Consider the following 18993-nt stretch of genomic DNA (forward strand, 5'->3'; position numbering starts at 1 on the left):
CCCTTAAATGACCAATGACCAATGACCAATGACCAATGACCAATGACCAATGACCAATGACCAATGACCAATGACCAATGACCAATGACCAATGACCAATGACCAATGACCAATGACCAATGACCAATGACCAATGACCAATGACCAATGACCAATGACCAAATGAAAACTAAAAATTATCTTTACAACGGTAATTATCCCTAAATTACGTTTTCTATTATATACCAATTATGGATCTGTCATTCAATATAAATGAAGATATAAACAAGCAGCTTGTTTATGAGCTTAAAACCCGGCTTAAAAAAGTTTACCTGGGTGGTGGCGAAAAGGCTGCTTTGAAACAAAAAGAAAAAGGCAAAATGCTGGCGCGCGAGCGGGTGGCCTATTTGATAGATAAAGATAAACCCTGGCTGGAGGTTGGCGCGTTTACCGCCGATGGCATGTATGCCGAGCATGGCGGCTGCCCGTCTGGTGGTGTTATTTGCGGTATTGGCTATGTATCGGGCAGGCAATGTGTAATTGTGGCCAATGATGCCACGGTAAAGGCCGGCGCCTGGTTCCCGATAACCGCAAAGAAAAATTTACGCGCGCAGGAAATAGCTATGGAAAACCGGCTGCCTATCATTTACCTGGTAGATTCGGCAGGAGTGTATTTGCCTTTGCAGGATGAGATATTCCCGGATAAAGAACATTTCGGCCGCATTTTCAGGAATAATGCCATGATGAGCAGTATGGGTATCGTCCAGATTTCGGCCATTATGGGCTCATGCGTGGCCGGTGGCGCGTATTTACCTATCATGAGCGATGAGGCTATGATTGTAGAGGGCACCGGATCGGTTTTCCTGGCAGGATCGTACCTGGTAAAATCGGCCATAGGCGAGGATGTGGATAACGAAACCCTGGGCGGCGCTACCACGCATTGCGAAATTTCGGGCGTTACCGATTATAAACAACCTAACGACCAGGCTTGCCTCGATTCTATCCGTAATATCATGAGCATGGTGGGCGACTATAACAAGGCCGGGTTCGACAGGATTAAGCCGGTTGCACCAAAGTTAGACCCCAAAGATATTTACGGCATTTTGCCCGATAACCGCGAGAAGGCTTACGATATGCGCGAGATCATATTACGGTTACTGGACGATTCGGCTTTTGAAGAATATAAGGAAGGTTATGGCCAATCTATCATTTGCGGCCTGGGCCGGGTTGATGGCTGGGCGGTGGGCATTGTGGCTAACCAGCGCAAGGTGATTAAATCGAAAAAAGGAGAAATGCAGTTTGGCGGCGTCATTTATTCCGACTCGGCCGATAAGGCAACCCGCTTTATTATGAACTGCAACCAAAAGAAAATTCCGCTGGTATTTTTGCAGGATGTTACCGGTTTTATGGTAGGCAGCCGCAGCGAACAGGGAGGCATTATAAAAGATGGGGCCAAAATGGTAAACGCGGTTGCCAATTCTGTAGTGCCCAAGTTTACCATAGTTATAGGCAACTCGTACGGTGCGGGTAACTACGCCATGTGCGGCAAGGCCTATGATCCTCGGCTGATATATGCCTGGCCATCTGCAAAAATAGCCGTTATGGGCGGCGCGCAGGCAGCCAAGGTGCTGGTGCAAATGCAGTCGGCAGGGTTAAAAGCAAAAGGGGAGTTGGTGGATGAAGTGAAAGAGCAGGAATTGTTAAAACAAACCACCGACAGGTATAACAACCAAACCACGCCATACTACGCAGCTGCACGGCTTTGGGTTGATGGCATTATCGATCCGCTGGAAACCCGTAAGGTAATATCCATGGGGATAGAAGCGGCTAACCACGCGCCCATTGAGAAGGCGTTTAATGTGGGGGTGATACAGACGTAGTTGTGAGTTGTGGGTTTGTCTTAGTTCTTGATTCACAGTTCTCAATTCTTTTTCGCTACTTTTATCTTATCAATGGAAACCAAAAATAACAAGAAAACCATCCGGGCTTGGGCATTTTTTGATTGGGCCAACTCGGCCTATAACCTGGTCATCACCTCAACAATTTTTCCGGCATATTATGTGGCCATCACAGCTAACGCTAAAAATGGCGATAGGGTAATGTTCTTCGGTAAAAGCTTTGTGAATACCGCATTGTCAGATTATGCCCTTGCTGCTGCCTATATGGTGATGGTTTTGCTGCTGCCCATATTATCCTCTATTGCCGATTACAAGGGCAACAAGAAAATATTTATGCAGTTTTTTACCTGTATCGGCGCGTTATCCTGCTGTAGTTTGTTTTTTTTTACAAAAGATACTTTGGAGATGGGCATTATCGCCTTTGCACTGGCGGCCATTGGTTATAGCGGTGGTTTTGTGTTCTACAATTCTTATTTGCCGGAGATAGCTACCATTGATATGCAGGATAACGTGAGTGCCAAAGGTTTTACCTATGGTTACATTGGCAGCGTGTTATTGCAGCTAATCTGTTTTCTTTTTGTATTAAAACCAGAATGGTTTGGAATATTAGATAAAAGCTTCCCGGCAAGGTTATCATTTCTGCTGGTAGGTTTGTGGTGGATAGGTTTCGCTCTGATTCCTTTTTCTGTATTGCCCAAAGGTAGCCCGAATGCGGTGAGCCATGAGCACAATATTATCAAAGGAGGTTTTATTGAATTAGGCAACGTGTGGAAAAAAGTGAAGGGCATGCCACTGCTAAAAAGATTTTTGCCCGCGTTTTTCTTTTACTCCATGGGGTTACAAACTGTTATGCTTGTGGCAACGGGTTTTGCTGCAAAAGTGCTGCATATGGGTACGGCAGCACTCATTTCAATCATCCTGATTATACAACTGGTGGCCATAGGCGGCGCTACTTTAATGTCGAGGCTGTCGGGCATTTTTGGTAACGTGCGGGTACTTATCGGTACAGTAATTATCTGGATAGGTGTATGTGTAGCCGCATATTTTACAACTACCGATACCCAGTTTTATTTGGTTGCCGTTGTTGTGGGGCTGGTAATGGGGGGCATACAATCTATGTCAAGGTCTACCTATTCAAAATACCTTCCGGAAAATATTCCCGATACGGCCTCATTCTTCAGTTTTTATGATGTTACCGAAAAGCTGGCTATAGTTGCCGGGGTGTTTAGCTTCGGTTTTATTGAAGAATTAACCGGCAGTCCGCGCAATTCAGTATTGGTGTTAGGATTATTTTTTATCGTTGGATTGTTTTTATTGTTTTCTTTGCTGAAAGCCGAAAAAAACAATGAAAATAATACGGAATTTAGCGCCGAATAATTTGTGCCGATGAAGATAGAGCTGTTTGTACCATGTTTTGTAGATCAATTATTTCCTGATACTGCTTTTAATACCATAAAAGTGCTGGAAAAGGCAGGCTGTAAGGTTAGCTTTAATCCAAACCAAACCTGCTGCGGGCAACCGGCATTTAACGCCGGTTTTTGGGATGATGCCAAAGCAGTGGGCAGTAAATTCCTGAATGATTTTTCGGAAGATAGCGTCATCGTTACGCCATCGGCGTCGTGTACGGGCATGGTGAAAAATTACTATAACGATTTATTTACCAATACAGCCCTGCACAATAAATGCCGGGCCATACAGGGTAATATTTACGAGCTGTCGGATTTCCTGGTCAACATCCTCCAGTTTGATTACTTCGGCGCCGAGCTGGATGGCAAAGCCGTTTACCACGATAGCTGCGCCGCCCTGCGCGAGTGCAAGATTAGAACCGAGCCGCGGCAACTCCTCTCCAAAGTATTAGGACTGGAACTGCTTGAACTAAAAGATAACGAAACCTGTTGCGGCTTCGGCGGTACATTTGCCGTTAAGTTCGAAGCTATTTCTACCGCGATGGCGCAGCAAAAAGTAGATAATGCTTTAGCCGCCGGTGCAGAATATATTATCTCGACAGATGCGTCTTGTTTAATGCAGCTGCAAACGTATATCGATAAAAATAGCCTGCTTATCAAAACTATTCATCTTGCTGATGTGTTGGCTTTGGGTTGGGGGAATGTGTGATTTTTAATAATTAATGTCAGCTTAGAAATAATACTTTTAACCTAAACCCACATGGCTATTAAACACTTGATTCAAAAAGGATGGGATGTGAAAAATATGATCACTATTAAGAGCGATCATATAAACTTTCAAAAGAAAAGCCTAAAAGAAGACCTGGAATATAACGTTAAATTTGAGGAGGTCGGTTTTGATATAATCAGAAAGATTAACAGGCAAGGGAACTTTGCTTTTTATATCTTTTTGGGTTTTACCCTGTTACCGGTATATGAAGTGATCTATGGGGTTTATACACACATTCCATTATCTGAAATATTAGGTTGGTGCCTGGGTATCGCGTTTTTTGGTGGGCTATGCTTTTCAATGTTTATGCAACGCAACCAGGAAACAATTTTTTTAAGCGGAGGAAAAAGAACGCTGGAATTAATAGCCGATAAGCCTGATAAACAAACAGTATTGGATTTTATTGATGAAATACATAACGCCATTCGCGCCTATTATAAAGACAAATATCTGAATTTTGATGAAGATACGCCATACGAAGATATAGTGTACATATTAAAATTTCTTAAAGATATAATGTCTATTACTACTGAAGAGTTCGACGTGTTAATCGCAAAATATAAAACCGAAAATATTATCGGATTTAATCGTAACAAAGATATTTAGTAAAAGAGAATTAACCCGAACCTTATGACTTCCAAACAATTAATTCAAAAAACAAGATCGTTTAAAAATGAAGTTCATATTAAAAACGGTCATTTAGCCGTTAAAAAGAAAGCCATCAACGAGGAGTTGGAATACCTCATTAAATTTGAAGAACTTGGTTTTGAAATAGTGAAAAAGGTAGACAAATCGTCTAATAATGCTTTTAATGTTCTTTTGATTTTCAATGCAATATCTGTGTATGGAATAACTCGGGGAGTGTATAAGCACTACGACTTGGGCAATCTTTTAATTCAGTGTTTTTGCTTTGCATTATTTGTTTTTTTAAGTTTTTATGCATTTAGGCGGCGTAACAAAGAAATTATTTACCTAAGCGGCGGGAGCAAGGTATTGGAATTACTGGCTGCAGAACCGGATAAGGAAACCGTATCTACATTTATAGAAGAGGTTCACGATGCCATACGTACTTATTATAAAAATAAATACACAAACTTTGATGAGGGCATGCCGTATGAGGATAAAGTATCGATTTTAAAATGGCTTAAAGAGATAGGATCTATCACAGATAAAGAATTTGACCAGCTAATTACCACTCGCAAAGCAGAAAATATTATCGGCTTTAATTGTAAAGATAATAATTATCTGCAATAAGTACTATATCTGCATAGGTATCAGGCTGGAGGGATGTATGGCACCAGTTCTAATTTCTTTCAACATCCAATATCTGCTCTTTTTTATCCATTAGTTTCAAATCGGCGGTACTTATGCCATCTTCTTCGGTTTCAAACTCCTTACTTTTCAAGTCATCAATACCCGATTCCAAATTAGTTTGATACTTATTGGCAACACAATATATGCTGTCGCCAACAACTCTGTTAACCTTAATCAGGGTGTACGCACTATCCTTTAGTTTAATTTGCAGTATATCATCCTTTTTGAGCGAAGTAATCATGCTGCTCACCTTTTTAGCCGTTTGCCTGCTGGAAATAGTTACGCCTACTGCTATCAGGCAGATAATAAAAACGCCAGAAAATGTCCACACAGGCACCGCGGTATGCTTTTTAATATTGTAATAGCTCATTTTTAGCGAAGGTGTCATCTGGTCGAATTTTAACACCTGTTTGCAATTGGTACATTGCGAAACACCGGTTTTACCGATTGGGAAAAACGGTATCCAGTACACATGAGCGTACCGTTGAAATACGTTCATCTGCATTACATTACCTGCGCCGCAGGCCGGGCATGCATCTGCAATAAAATCGGTTTTTCGAAGGGTAGCTTTGGTGCCGTAGATGATCATTGTTTGGTGTGATAAAGGTTATGGAAATGAAGTTGATTAAACGATTTGAAAATAATCAAAAATTCAATCTAAAAAAATAATAGTTGATATCTTGATGCTATGTGGCGCTATGTGTTTACTTACCACTTTGTTCAAATCCGAAATCGAAATTCCCAATTCCGAAATCCTAAAAATAATCCTATTTTTGCACCTCAAAATATACAATCACTTTGTAGGTGATTGTGCAAACGTAATTTTATAAACTTTAAATCATAGTTGTAGATGATTAGTATTACACTTCCCGATGGTTCCGTTCGTCAGTACGACAAGGGGATCACTTCCGCCCAGATCGCGTTGTCGATCTCCGAAGGATTAGCACGTAACGTTTTAGCAGCCGAAGTTGATGGCGAGGTTTGGGATTCCAGCCGCCCTATCGAAAAAGACTCGCACGTTAAATTATTAACCTGGAACGATGCTTCAGGTAAATCAACCTTCTGGCATTCATCAGCCCACTTATTGGCCGAGGCTTTGGAGGCGCTTTATCCAGGTACCAAATTTGGTATAGGTCCGGCTATCGAAACCGGGTTTTATTATGATGTAGACTTTGGTGATCGTGAATTTTCGTCAGATGAGTTCAAAAAGATCGAAGATAAAATTATTGAGTTAGCCAAAACCAAAGAGGAGTACATTCGCAAACCGGTTAGTAAAGCCGATGCTATTGAGTATTTTACTGATAAAGGGGATGAGTATAAACTCGACCTCATCAAAGATCTGCCCGATGGCGCCATTACATTTTACACACAAGGTAACTTTACCGACTTGTGCCGCGGGCCGCATATCCCCAACACCGGTTTTATAAAAGCTGTTAAACTCATGAGCGTTGCCGGTGCTTACTGGCGCGGCGATGAAACACGCAAGCAGTTAACCCGGATATATGCTGTAACGTTCCCTAAAGCCAGCGAGCTTACCGAATACCTGCACATGATTGAAGAAGCCAAAAAGCGCGATCACAGGAAATTAGGTAAGGAGTTGGAACTGTTCGCTTTTTCCGAAAAAGTGGGTATGGGCTTGCCGCTGTGGTTGCCTAAAGGTACTGCACTACGCGAGCGTTTAACTAACTTTTTACAAAAAGCACAGGTTAAAGCTGGTTACGAACAGGTAATTACACCACATATCGGCCATAAAAATCTATACGTAACATCTGGTCACTATGAAAAATATGGTGCCGATTCGTTTCAGCCTATAAAAACCCCGCAGGAGGGAGAGGAGTTCTTTTTAAAACCAATGAACTGCCCGCACCACTGCGAAATTTATAAAACAAAACCACGATCATACAAAGATCTTCCGGTCCGTTTGGCTGAGTTTGGTACTGTATATCGTTACGAACAAAGCGGCGAGCTGCACGGCTTAACCCGGGTACGTGGCTTTACTCAGGACGACGCCCACTTATTTTGCCGTCCCGACCAGGTAAAGGATGAGTTTAAAAAAGTAATTGACCTGGTATTATACGTGTTTAAGGCCCTGGGCTTCGAAAACTATACCGCGCAGGTATCGTTACGTGATCCGGATAATAAAGCCAAATACATCGGTACCGACGAGAACTGGGCGCTGGCTGAGTCGGCTATTATTGAAGCGGCAGACGAGAAAGGCCTAACTACCGTTGTAGAATATGGCGAAGCGGCATTTTATGGCCCTAAACTCGATTTTATGGTGCGTGATGCCCTGGGCCGTAAATGGCAATTGGGTACCATCCAGGTAGATTATAACCTGCCCGAGCGTTTTGAACTGGAATACACCGGCAGCGACAACTTAAAACATCGCCCGGTTATGATCCACAGGGCGCCATTTGGATCGATGGAACGCTTTATTGCTGTGTTAATTGAGCATTGCGCAGGTAATTTTCCGCTGTGGTTATCGCCTGAGCAATTTATTATCCTGCCGATATCAGAAAAATACGAGGAATATGCAAAAAAACTTTCTGATGTGTTAAAAGATTCCGATATTTGCGGGCTGATTGATTTCAGGGACGAGAAGATAGGGCGTAAGATACGCGATGCTGAAGTCAAAAAGATCCCTTATATGTTGATAGTGGGTGAAAAAGAAGCTGCCGAAGGCATGGTTTCTGTAAGGAAACATGGTTTGGGCGACTTGGGAAGTATGAGCATAGAAGATTTTAAAGAACAAATAATTAAAGAAATAAAAGTATAACTTGGCATTAAACAAACCTTTCAATAGAGGACCAAGGCTTCCTTTTAAGAAAAAAGAAGCTGAACACAACATCAATCAATTCATTAGGGCTCAGGAAGTTCGCCTTGTAGGTGATAACGTAGAGCAAGGTATTTTTTCATTAAGAGATGCCCTTGCTATAGCGCAGGAGCAGGAACTTGACCTGGTTGAAATATCTCCAAACGCCGTACCTCCGGTTTGTAAAGTAACGGACTATAACAAGTTCATTTACGAACAGAAGAAAAAGCTAAAAGAGATAAAAAGCAATGCCAAGCAAACTGTTATAAAGGAAATTCGTTTCGGGCCTAATACTGATGACCATGACTTTGAATTTAAATTAAAGCATGCCATTAAGTTTTTGGAAGCCGGCGAAAAGGTGAGGGCTTACGTACACTTTAAAGGCCGTGCCATTGTTTACAAAGAGCAAGGCGAGATATTACTACTTCGTTTTGCACAGGCATTGGAGGATGTAGGTAAAGTGGAGCAATTACCAAAGCTTGAAGGTAAAAGGATGTTTTTAACCCTTGCACCTAAAGCGGCAAAAAAATAATTTTAAATGTGCGAATTTCAGATGTGCAGATGTGCAGATGAAAAAAGCATTAAAGATCAAACCCGCGGGTGTAATGATTTGCACATTTGCATATCTGCACATCTGCACATATAATTAAATAGTTATGCCAAAAATGAAAACCAATTCCAGTGCTAAAAAGCGCTTTAAGCTTACTGGAACAGGTAAAATCACTCGGAAGAATGCATTCAAAAGCCACATCTTAACTAAGATGTCGACTAAACGTAAGCGTAACCTTGGCCACACCAGCTTAGTTTCTAAAGCTGATAGTGGAAATGTTAAACGCATGCTTTGCATCGGAAAGTAATTCACAATTTTTTTTAACCAGGTATTAGAGTTTTAAGTTCGGCTGTAAAGGCAGGCACTCACTACCAAAATCAAACAACATGCCACGTTCAGTTAACGCAGTAGCGTCGAGAAGACGCCGGAAAAGGATCATGAACCTCGCCAAAGGTTATTGGGGTTCACGCAGCAAGGTTTATACCGTTGCAAAAAACACAGTAGAAAAAGGTTTACAGTACGCTTATCGTGACCGTAAAACCAAGAAAAGAGAGTTCAGGGCTTTATGGATCCAGCGTATCAACGCCGGTGCCCGCCAGCACGGAATTTCTTACTCTCAATTAATAGGTAAATTAGCAGCAAAAGAAATCGGTTTAAACCGTAAAGTATTAGCCGATTTAGCAATGAATCATCCTGACGCTTTCAAAGCCGTTATTGATGCAGTAAAATAATAACATTCACCGGCGTTGCCATTGAATTTAAAAGCCGCCTTGCATATTGCAAGGCGGCTTTTTTTAATGCTTTTAAGAAGCTGTCTAAAATTAAAAAAGCAGACCGTCATTGTATCTTTAAGGTAAACTGAAAAAATCGTTATGACGTGCAAAGAATATAGTTGAACGGAGGTCTTAAACTACCGTCATTGCGAGTGAACACAAGCTTACGCTGAAAAAAATAGCAATGACATGGCAGCGAATGGGGCTATTGTAGAGGCGCATAATTGCGTCTCCCGCAGGACATTCAGAATTTGCAAGCTCAATTGCAAGGTCGATTTGCATGTGTGATTTGCATGCGGGAGACGCAATTATGCGTCTCTACGTCAAAAAACAGCCTTGGTAATCAATGTCTTACAAACACGTCATTATAAGGTACGAAGCAATCCCGAACTATTTGGGACTTCGCATGCAGGGGATTGCTTAGTACCTTATAATGACGCATGCATATGTGCTTCATGAGAAATATAAAACCATTGATAAATCAAATTTAGACAGTCTTTAAGATATAATAATAACCTCCGGCGTATCAAAAGATGCTTCGAATCCGTTATCAAGATCCATATACTGTTTAAAGTTTTGTACGTCTTTATCAACCATGTTTTTAAATAATGGGTTCAATACCTGCGCTATACCTGCGCCTATGCCTCCTGCGGGTGGTTGGTAACTAATCACAATATCAACTACGGTGCCTGTGCCGTCAACCGTATCCTGGAAACGTACCTTGCCCGCATTATTAATGGCCGAATCGGGTAGCGAACTCCAGCCTATCATTTCGTTTGGCTCATCCTTCACAATTTCGGCATGCCAGCTTACGGTTGCCATATCGGCAGGTAGTTTTAAAACCCAATAAGAATATTTAGAGTCGATAATTTCCACGCTTTCCAGGTGTTTCATAAACAAGGGCAGGTTATCCAGCTTTCGCCAAAAATTATAAACCTTATGCCTTGGTTGGTTTACCGTGAATGACGACCGGATATTAACGTTTATAGGACTGGTAGAAAGTTTGCCAATGCGCTTATAAAGCTCACAATGCCCTGTAAGGCCGCGGTTTAACAGGTAACCACCCGCGCCAATTTTTAAAACACTTGAAAATGGGCTCGAGAAAATGTTCTTAAAGCCCGACCAGCCGAGTTTTACACCACCAATGATAGATGTATAACGTTCCGGCCAGTTCAGGTTTACCCTGTCATCGCCATAAAGTATGGGAAAATTATCTTTGTATTCGATTATGGTAGTTGCCATGTGCTTGTTTAAATGGTGCTAAAGCTAAACAACACATGGCATGGTAAGTTTTATTGAATCGTATTTTATTTAACCGTATGGTAATTAAATTTAAATTTGGTTAAATCCGGGAGGTGTTTCTTAAGTCGGTGCAATTCATGCTGATAGATTACCTGCCCAAGGTTTTTCAAAAAGGGGAGGCATACCGTAGCGTACTCGTACTTATTATCGTTGTAAATACCATCCTCATTTGATTGAACAACGGCGGTAAGTAAAAACTCCACGTTATTTTTAAAATCAACTATATAAGCGTTGTCAATGTTGTAGCCATAGCTGTCGCCGTATTTATTAAAAATTCTGATGTTTGCATCGGGCGCCGCGGTACTATCAGCACCATAAAACAACAGTTTGCTCATAACAGGATAATTTTGTGGCCGGTTATAGGTGGGTTTAGTACTTTCTGAGGGGAACATGCTCATATACTTGTAGATAAGCCGATAATCTGCCGGTGTTAAATTGAAGCGTTGCGCTTTGTCGAACGTTTCGGGGAAAAGCAACCGTTTTAAAACCATCTGCTGATCTGCAATGGTATAAACGTTTTTCTGGCTAAAGTCAAAAGGTTGCATTACCAGTTTATCATTCTTATCCAGGTAGCCTTTTCCTTGAACCATGTTATCCAGCTGCATGGGGTAGTCATTGCCATCAAACAAGGCTGGTTTTTGGTAAACCAGCTTATCGCCATTGTAAAAATCAATAGGGTTGGTGTGTTTGGTACCCTCGCCGGTATCATTTATCGCCAACCGGCCAATAATGCGGGTATTGTTAAGCTGGTATTTTTTTAGTTTTTGGTTAATCTCTTCGCGTCCAACAAACTCATACAGCCGGTTATAGGCATCGTTATCGCTTACCAGCAGTATCTTTTTTATGTAGTTTTCTATCGATGGCAAGCCATTGGCCGACGATGTATCTGTTTTAACTTTAGTTTGTCCTGCAAAAGCACTGTCGGTTATCATTGCCGAACTTTTTGTAAAGGCTTTAATTTTAAGCTCGTTAATTTTTTCGAGCGCGAAAATGCAGGTTGGCAGCTTTACAGTACTTGCCGGATAAAAATATCGCTTTGGATTAAGCCGGTAACTGAATGATTTAAAATGTGGTACGTTGTTTTTATCGCGATCAATCTGCGTATACAGGATCTGTACTTCGTTTTGTGTTGGATGGTTGAGGATGCCTTTAAACAACTCCGGGTGAGATTGCAGCAGATTTTTTAGGAAGACGGTATCTGGTTGTTGGGCTAAGGTTTTTAAACCGGTTACAATCATTATTAACAGGATGCAATATTGTTTCATTATGATAAATATACGCTATGTAAACAAGTTTACCGGCATAATAACACAAATGGCCCCGTAGGAGCCATTTGTTATAAAAAACCGATAATTTGCCGGTGCAGCAGCGGCGCCCGTTATTAAACGAATTATACCTTTTTAGGGGGTAAATCAAAAGCGATTGCATCATGCTCAAAATGACCTTTATGCGACCCATCACAAAATGGTTTGTTGGCCGATAAACCACAACGGCAGATAGAAACGATTGTTCTGCCCTGTAAGCCATAGTTATTGCCCTGCATATCTACAATTTCAAAATCGCCATCGATTTTTACAGATCCATTGTTATTAATAGTAAGTTTAGTTGTTGCCATAAGTTAAATTTTGGCGCAAAGTTAACCAATGCAATGGCCTTTAAAGGTGCTATTTGCTATTTAGAAGGGTTCCTGATTGGGGCTGCGAATAGAATCAGGAGTCAAGAATCAAGACAAAGACAGCGCATAACCTGGCCTTTTATTTTTGCTGGCCACAAATGACAAAATGATGATGCGCAATATCCGCGCTACAGAGACAGATGTTTTAGTTTTGTTATATGCGATAAAGGCTTACGGCCTTTTGCTTTAAACTTTCTGCTTAAAATTACACTATGGAATACAGACAATTAGGAGCATCTGGATTGAGGGTGCCCGTATTAAGTTTCGGAACGGCCACGTTTGGCGGCGGCAACGAATTTTTTAAAGCCTGGGGCAATACACAGGTTGATGATGCCAAAGAACTAATTAATTTATGCCTTGATGCCGGCGTCAATTTTTTTGATACCGCGAATATATACTCAAAGGGTTTATCGGAAGAGATATTAGGCAAGGCATTGGAAGGGCTGCGTAACGAGGTACTCATCAGCACAAAGGCCACACTTCCTATGGGCGATGGTGTTAACGATTATGGTTCATCGCGCCTGCATTTAATAAAGCAGGCAGAAGATAGCCTTAAACGCCTGCAAACCGACCATATAGATATTTACCACATGCATAGCTTTGATGCCACAACCCCGGTGGAAGAAACCTTGCGCGCGCTTGATGACCTGGTAACCAGCGGCAAGGTACGTTATATTGCCTGTTCAAACTTTTCGGGCTGGCATTTAATGAAATCGCTGTCGGTATCTGAACGTTATGGCTGGAGCAGGTACATTGCCAACCAGGCTTATTATTCGTTGTTAGACCGGGAATTTGAATGGGAGCTGATGCCTTTAGCTATTGATCAAAATGTGAGTACCATAGTTTGGAGCCCGTTGGCATCGGGCAAAGTGAGCGGTAAATTCAGGAGGGGGCAACCCATACCGGCAGATTCCAGAACCGTACAAGGTGGCGCTCATGGCCCGGCAACCAACTTCGATCGCTTGTACAATATTGTTGATGTTTTGGATGAAGTGGCCGAAGAAACAGGTAAATCTGTAGCACAAGTTTCAATTAACTGGCTGTTGCAACGGCCAACCGTTGCCAATATCATCATAGGCGCACGTAACCAGGAACAGCTAAAACAGAACCTGGGTGCCATTGGCTGGAATTTGACTACTGACCAGGTTAAAAAGCTGGATGCCGCCAGCGATTTGACTCCAATATATCCGTATTGGCACCAGCGCCAAAATCCAAAACTCATACCTCCGCCAATACAATACTAATATAATTATCTATTTAAGCATCTATAGCGGCAGGTTTTAAACCTGTAGCTATAGATGTGAAAGTCACGCGTTTTTTTACGTAAAAACACGTGTAGGAATTACTCAAATACCGTGTTTCTACTAACCTTATAACAACAGGGGATGTCTATTTTTACAAAGTAGACAGTTAATAGTTAATAATTTAATGCTCCTAAACACTATCCTTTAAAAACAAGCCACTTTTCTGCCGGCTTGTTTTTTTGTTTTTAGGCAAGCCGATTAGGTTAGCAACGTATTGACGTAACAGCTAAATTACAATGGTATTCAAAAAAAACAGTCTGTTTTCTTCGAAGCTTTACAAAACTTAACTAATTTGCCCGCCTGCCCCATGGGCAGTTACAGTAAACCAATTTAGCTGTTACCTATGCTTAACCGAAGACAGTTCATTCAGAATACGTCAGTTGCCGGTACAAGTTTTTTACTTGCGCCCCAACTTTCAAAGGCAGCCGGTTTTTTCAAAGGGTCGCCCAACGAAAAAGTAGTTTTAGGCTCTATGGGCACCAATAGCCGCGGCCTTTACCTGGCACAGAGCTATGCTAAAATTCCTAACGTAGAGATAGGATATATCTGCGATGTGGACTCCAAAGTAGTGGACAGAACCATTGAAGAGATTTATAAAATAACAGGCAAACGGCCAAAGGGAATTACCGATATCCGCAAAATGCTGGAAATAAAAGATATCGACGCCGTTGTTATTGCCCCGCCCGATCATTGGCACGCCCCGGCAACCATTATGGCCTGCCAGGCCGGCAAACATGTTTATGTTGAAAAGCCCTGCAGCCATAACCCACACGAAGGCGAGATGGCTGTTGAGGCCGCAAAAAAATACAATCGGCTGGTGCAAATGGGTAGTCAGCGGCGCTCGTTCTCCAACGTGCAGGCCATGGTAAAGGAATTGCATGACGGTGTTATTGGTCGTGCCTATTACGCCAAAGGCTGGTATACCAACCACAGGTTAAGCATTGGGCATGGCAAGCAAGTGCTCGTGCCGGCAAATTTAAATTACGACCTGTGGCAGGGCCCGGCCCCACGGAAGCCCTACCAGGATAACCTGATACACTATAATTGGCACTGGTTTTGGAACTGGGGAACCGGCGAGGCGTTGAACAACGGTACCCACGAACTGGATGTGATCCGCTGGGGTTTGGGGGTTGATTATCCTAACAAAGTAGTATCCACCGGCGGCCGCTTCCATTTTAATGACGATTGGCAAACGCCCGATACGCAGAATATCCTGTATAATTTCCCCAACAATACGGCTGCCGAGTGGGAAAGCCGGAGTAGTAATGGTTTTAATATCGAGCAGTTAAGCCGCGGGGTGGTATTTTATGGCGATAAAGGTACCCTGTTTTACGGCAGCGGCAATGGCTACCAGGTTTACGATGGCGATAACAAGCTGGTGAAGGAAGTTAAAGATGATACCAAAGTTGATGGTACCAACAAAGTTAGCCCTACCGAGGCGCTTGATGGTTTTCACCTGAAGAATTTTATCGATGGTATAAGGGGAGTAGCGGCGCTGAACTGCCCCATCGAAATTGGTTTTAAATCAACCTTGTTGCCGCAGTTAGGCAATATATCATACCGCGTTGACCGTGTGCTGCACATTAACCCAACCAACGGCCATATCCTGAACGACCCCGAAGCCCAAAAGCTTTGGAGCCGGGAATATGAAAAAGGCTGGGAGGTAAAGGTGTAAGCAGCCACTAATACTAATAACACCGTCATTGCGAGGTACGAAGCAATCCCGAACTATGTGAGATTTAGCTTGTTGGAGATTGCTTCGTACCTCGCAATGACGTAACATAATAATGTACTCATTTAACATCATAACATGAAAAAATACATCTATCCCTTAGCTCTTTTACTTGCAACAGCGTCATTAACCCAAGCGCAAACCAAAATATTTGATGGCAAAACGCTTAAAGGCTGGAAACGCCTTGCCGGTACTGCGGATTATAAGGTAGAAGACGGGGCTATTGTGGGCACCACCGTTTTAAACTCCGGTAACACCTTTTTGGTTACCGAAAAAGAATACGGCGATTTTATTTTAGAGTTGGATGCCAAAATAGAAAGCAAACTGAGCAACTCTGGTGTGCAAACACGTAGCCATTATAACCCTGCCGGTCACGATGGCAAGGGGCTGGTTTATGGCCGCCAGTTTGAGATTGATCCATCGGACCGTAAATGGACAGGTGGTATTTATGACGAAGGACGCCGCGACTGGTTGTACCCACTTGATTTGAATGCCGCTGCCAAAGATGCCTTTAAAGTGGGCGAGTACAATCACATCCGCATTGAGTGCATTGGTAACGAAATGAAAACCTGGGTAAACGGAATCCCAACTGCTGATGTGGTGGATACCATAGACACTAAAGGCTTCATTGCCTTACAGGTTCACGCGGTGAACGACGAAAAACAAGCCGGTAAAAAAGTATATTTCAAAAACTTTAACCTGCAAACTACCAATCTAAAATCAAAGCCGTTTCCTAAAAATGTGTATGTTGTGAACCTGCAACCCAACAGTATCACCGCTGCCGAAAAAGCTGCCGGTTGGAAGCTGTTATATGATGGTAAAACCAGTGCCGGCTGGCGCGGTGCAACCCTCAAAACTTTCCCTAACCACGGCTGGGAAGTAGCCAACGGAACCATGCATGTGCTGCCATCTGCCGGTAAAGAAGAATCGGGCGGTGGTGATGTGGTTACTGATGACAATTATAGCGCCTTCGACCTTTCGTTTGAGTTTAAGCTGACTCCGGGGGCCAACAGCGGTGTTAAATACTTTGTTACCCTGAGTGAAGTCACTACAGGATCAGCAATAGGCCTGGAGTACCAGGTATTGGATGATAAACTACACCCCGATGCCAAACTTGGCCGCGACGGCGACAGAACGCTGGCTTCATTATATGACCTTATTAAGGCAAATAAACCGGAGCGCTTTGTACACCCGATAGGAGCATGGAACATTGGTAGGGTAGTGGTTTATCCTAATAATCACGTTGAGCATTACCTGAACGGAGTTAAAGTATTAGAATACGAGCGTGGTTCAAAAGCATTTAAAGACCTGGTTGCCATTAGTAAATATACCATATGGAAAAACTTTGGCGAAGCCCCTCAAGGACACTTATTGTTACAGGATCATGGTAATGAGGTGTTTTTCAGGAGTATAAAAGTTAGGGCCCTATAGAAAAACCGTCTCAAGTCTCCCTCCAAAGGCGAGACTTGAGACGGGATTATGCTTAATACCCTACTGTAAACCTTCTTTTTACAAATTCGTTGTTTTCCAGTTCATTTAAAATAGCAACGGCCAGGTCTTCAACCGTGATTTCGTGTTGGCCTTTATCGTTAAATATTGGTTCATCGGTACCGGTACGGAATTTGCCCGTGCGCTCGCCGGGGTGCAGGTTAATGGCGGGGCTTAAAAATGTCCAATCCAATTCATCTTCTTTTTTCAGTATGTTCAGGTAATCGCGTGCCGCTGTAGCCCCTGCTTTCCACTCGGCAGGGAATTGAGGGCTATCAACCAATTGTACACCCGGTGCCACGTATAAACTACCCGCGCCGCCAACAACCAATAAGCGCTTAACGCCCGATTGTTTTACAGCCTGTTGTATCGCTTCGCTGCCTTTTAAGAAATCATCATAAAGGTTTGGATTTGTCCAGCCGGCGTTAAAAGCGCTAACTACTGCGTCATGGCCTTTAAGGGCCGCTGCCAAATTATCGGTATCCCAAATATCAGCCGTTACCGTCTTAAGCTTATCGTTATTAATACCAGCTGCCTGAGGGTTACGGGCGATAGCAGTTACCTCATATCCGCGTTGTAACGCTTCGTTTAATACAGCTTTGCCTACAAAGCCTGTAGCGCCTATTAGTGCTAATTTCATAATTGTTGTTATTTTTATTGTAATTTAATTTGTTACAGTTTTGTTTAAATTTTTTTACTCGAATTTGCTGCTGAAATCAGCCAGTGTCATCGTTTTTAGTTTGTCAAAGATGGTTGTATCAACCTCGTCGGCCAAATCATCCAGATGCTTACTTATTTGCTTACCTATGGAGCAGGCTGGGTTGGGTTTATTTTTTGCCTGACCCAAAGCCGGTGCAACTTTTACAGCCTTATACACATCACTGAAGCGAATTTTATCGGGCGGCAGGTTAAGGCTATATCCGCCGGCCTTACCTTCCTTACTGGCTATTAATCCGTATTTACGCAGGTTGCTAATCTCTTTACGTACCAATACAGGGTTGATATTGATGCTGCCGGCAATATAATCAGACGACAATAGCTCACCCGGCTGCGCATTGAGTAGGGTGAGAATGTGTATCGCTATTTGAAATTGCCCGTTCATCTGTAATTAAAATTATTACAGTACAAAGATACGACTGTAATCGATAATTGCAACAGGTTTTAACTGTTATTTTTAAAATTATAGTTTTAAGCACTAAAAAATAAAAGGGTTATAGCTTTGGCCAACTCTACCGCTCAATATTAGAACGCTCCGTAATATTTGTTTATCGACGAATTGGGGTGCAGCCTCGTTGCCTATATGATACCAGGCATATAATTGTTCCGGATTTTATTTGTACAAAACCCGGTAGGGCACCACAAAAAAATGTAAAAGAATGTTTCGCTATAAAGAATCCCGACTATTTTACAAGTTTGAAAATTTAATAGTTTGCGCTCGGCTATACTTAAAAAGGCAGATTGAAACTCGTTTAGTGCCCTGTAACGCAGATAATTGTGATTTGTTTTATCGGGTTGCGCTTTTAAATAAAATATTGTGCAAATTAGTTGATAATTAGCGTGATAATAAATATTATTGTAAGGTAATTAACTTTTGCGAAACCTTTATTATTATTCGAATTAAATGAAGACACTTGGAAAAAAAATCAGACTATTACGTCATCAAAAAGGGTGGAGCCAGGAGGATGTTGCAAAGCGGTTAGATATTTCCATTCCCGCATTCTCAAAAATTGAAACCGGGATAACGGATATTAACTTATCAAGGCTTGAGCAAATAGCAACTTTGTTCGAAATGTCGGTGGTTCAGCTACTTACATTCAACGATGCCGAACAGGATCAAAAATTTGTTAACGAATTGGAAACAGTTAACAAACGCTTAATGGATCGTGAAACCGAAGTTATCGATCTGCAAAAAAAGGTGATTGAGCTGTTTGAAGAGCTTAGGCACTCAAAAGCTACCGCATAAATTTAAGCCCGGGTGCAACCGGGCTTGT

The 18993-nt window shown here is 42.2% G+C and carries 19 protein-coding genes; 13 read left to right on the forward strand and 6 right to left on the reverse strand.

The genetic code is table 11. The annotated features are described in order from the left end of the window. The first annotated feature begins 230 nt into the window (after nucleotides 1-230). From ACFGVS_RS02710 to ACFGVS_RS02730, 5 genes are all read left to right on the forward strand, one after another. Nucleotides 231-1859, forward strand: coding sequence for an acyl-CoA carboxylase subunit beta (locus tag ACFGVS_RS02710; protein ID WP_439697341.1), 1629 nt, complete (start codon nucleotides 231-233; stop codon nucleotides 1857-1859). Nucleotides 1860-1931: 72 nt separating this feature from the next. Next, nucleotides 1932-3254: an MFS transporter gene (locus ACFGVS_RS02715; protein WP_439697342.1), complete on the forward strand. Its 1323-nt coding sequence runs from the start codon at nucleotides 1932-1934 to the stop codon at nucleotides 3252-3254. A gap of 9 nt (nucleotides 3255-3263) precedes the next feature. After that, nucleotides 3264-3992, forward strand: a complete 729-nt coding sequence (locus ACFGVS_RS02720) for a (Fe-S)-binding protein (RefSeq protein ID WP_439697343.1) — start codon at nucleotides 3264-3266, stop codon at nucleotides 3990-3992. 51 nt (nucleotides 3993-4043) lie between these two features. Further along, nucleotides 4044-4658, forward strand: a complete 615-nt coding sequence (locus ACFGVS_RS02725) for a hypothetical protein (RefSeq protein WP_439697344.1) — start codon at nucleotides 4044-4046, stop codon at nucleotides 4656-4658. Between the two features lie 24 nt (nucleotides 4659-4682). Beyond that, nucleotides 4683-5306 carry a hypothetical protein gene (locus ACFGVS_RS02730; protein ID WP_439697345.1) on the forward strand — a complete coding sequence of 208 codons (624 nt, stop codon included), beginning with the start codon at nucleotides 4683-4685 and terminating at the stop codon, nucleotides 5304-5306. A 49-nt stretch (nucleotides 5307-5355) separates the two neighbouring features. Here the strand turns inward: ACFGVS_RS02730 and ACFGVS_RS02735 are convergent, their stop codons facing one another. Further along, nucleotides 5356-5955 (reverse strand): hypothetical protein, encoded by a 600-nt coding sequence (locus ACFGVS_RS02735; protein ID WP_439697346.1) that lies wholly within the window; start codon nucleotides 5953-5955, stop codon nucleotides 5356-5358. A gap of 261 nt (nucleotides 5956-6216) precedes the next feature. Here ACFGVS_RS02735 and thrS point away from each other — a divergent pair, with 261 nt between their 5' ends. From thrS to rplT, 4 genes are all read left to right on the forward strand, one after another. Then, nucleotides 6217-8142 (forward strand): threonine--tRNA ligase, encoded by a 1926-nt coding sequence (gene thrS / locus ACFGVS_RS02740; RefSeq protein ID WP_439697347.1) that lies wholly within the window; start codon nucleotides 6217-6219, stop codon nucleotides 8140-8142. A gap of 1 nt (nucleotide 8143) precedes the next feature. Then, nucleotides 8144-8710: a translation initiation factor IF-3 gene (infC, locus tag ACFGVS_RS02745; RefSeq protein WP_090647343.1), complete on the forward strand. Its 567-nt coding sequence runs from the start codon at nucleotides 8144-8146 to the stop codon at nucleotides 8708-8710. 124 nt (nucleotides 8711-8834) lie between these two features. Next, on the forward strand, nucleotides 8835-9035 hold the full coding sequence (gene rpmI, locus ACFGVS_RS02750; RefSeq protein WP_090647347.1) for a 50S ribosomal protein L35: 201 nt from the start codon (nucleotides 8835-8837) through the stop codon (nucleotides 9033-9035). Nucleotides 9036-9114: 79 nt separating this feature from the next. Then, a complete protein-coding gene (rplT, locus tag ACFGVS_RS02755; protein WP_076369188.1) occupies nucleotides 9115-9459 on the forward strand; it encodes a 50S ribosomal protein L20 in 345 nt (114 codons plus the stop codon). 540 nt (nucleotides 9460-9999) lie between these two features. On the opposite strand, the gene ACFGVS_RS02760 is transcribed toward rplT, so the two are convergent. From ACFGVS_RS02760 to ACFGVS_RS02770, 3 genes are all read right to left on the reverse strand, one after another. Further along, nucleotides 10000-10743: an SRPBCC family protein gene (locus ACFGVS_RS02760; protein WP_274212963.1), complete on the reverse strand. Its 744-nt coding sequence runs from the start codon at nucleotides 10741-10743 to the stop codon at nucleotides 10000-10002. A gap of 65 nt (nucleotides 10744-10808) precedes the next feature. After that, a complete protein-coding gene (locus tag ACFGVS_RS02765; protein WP_439697348.1) occupies nucleotides 10809-12068 on the reverse strand; it encodes a serine hydrolase in 1260 nt (419 codons plus the stop codon). Nucleotides 12069-12193: 125 nt separating this feature from the next. Continuing rightward, nucleotides 12194-12418, reverse strand: a complete 225-nt coding sequence (locus tag ACFGVS_RS02770; RefSeq protein ID WP_090647357.1) for a CDGSH iron-sulfur domain-containing protein — start codon at nucleotides 12416-12418, stop codon at nucleotides 12194-12196. A 272-nt stretch (nucleotides 12419-12690) separates the two neighbouring features. On the opposite strand from ACFGVS_RS02770, the gene ACFGVS_RS02775 reads away from it, so the two are divergent. From ACFGVS_RS02775 to ACFGVS_RS02785, 3 genes are all read left to right on the forward strand, one after another. After that, on the forward strand, nucleotides 12691-13722 hold the full coding sequence (locus tag ACFGVS_RS02775; RefSeq protein WP_090647363.1) for an aldo/keto reductase: 1032 nt from the start codon (nucleotides 12691-12693) through the stop codon (nucleotides 13720-13722). Nucleotides 13723-14125: 403 nt separating this feature from the next. Further along, nucleotides 14126-15457: a Gfo/Idh/MocA family protein gene (locus ACFGVS_RS02780; RefSeq protein ID WP_439697349.1), complete on the forward strand. Its 1332-nt coding sequence runs from the start codon at nucleotides 14126-14128 to the stop codon at nucleotides 15455-15457. A gap of 135 nt (nucleotides 15458-15592) precedes the next feature. Continuing rightward, the gene (locus ACFGVS_RS02785) at nucleotides 15593-16945 is read left to right on the forward strand and encodes a 3-keto-disaccharide hydrolase (protein WP_439697350.1); all 1353 of its coding nucleotides are present in this window, start codon (nucleotides 15593-15595) and stop codon (nucleotides 16943-16945) included. Between the two features lie 52 nt (nucleotides 16946-16997). Here ACFGVS_RS02785 and ACFGVS_RS02790 read toward each other — a convergent pair whose 3' ends face one another. Together ACFGVS_RS02790 and ACFGVS_RS02795 are read right to left on the reverse strand one after the other, a co-directional pair. Next, a complete protein-coding gene (locus tag ACFGVS_RS02790) occupies nucleotides 16998-17642 on the reverse strand; it encodes an NAD(P)-dependent oxidoreductase (RefSeq protein WP_439697351.1) in 645 nt (214 codons plus the stop codon). A gap of 54 nt (nucleotides 17643-17696) precedes the next feature. After that, nucleotides 17697-18104, reverse strand: a complete 408-nt coding sequence (locus tag ACFGVS_RS02795) for an Rrf2 family transcriptional regulator (protein ID WP_439697352.1) — start codon at nucleotides 18102-18104, stop codon at nucleotides 17697-17699. 519 nt (nucleotides 18105-18623) lie between these two features. On the opposite strand from ACFGVS_RS02795, the gene ACFGVS_RS02800 reads away from it, so the two are divergent. Next, nucleotides 18624-18965 carry a helix-turn-helix domain-containing protein gene (locus tag ACFGVS_RS02800; protein WP_076378169.1) on the forward strand — a complete coding sequence of 114 codons (342 nt, stop codon included), beginning with the start codon at nucleotides 18624-18626 and terminating at the stop codon, nucleotides 18963-18965. The last annotated feature ends 28 nt before the right edge of the window (nucleotides 18966-18993 follow it).

Source organism: Mucilaginibacter sediminis (assembly GCF_051903035.1).
Lineage (GTDB): Bacteria > Bacteroidota > Bacteroidia > Sphingobacteriales > Sphingobacteriaceae > Mucilaginibacter.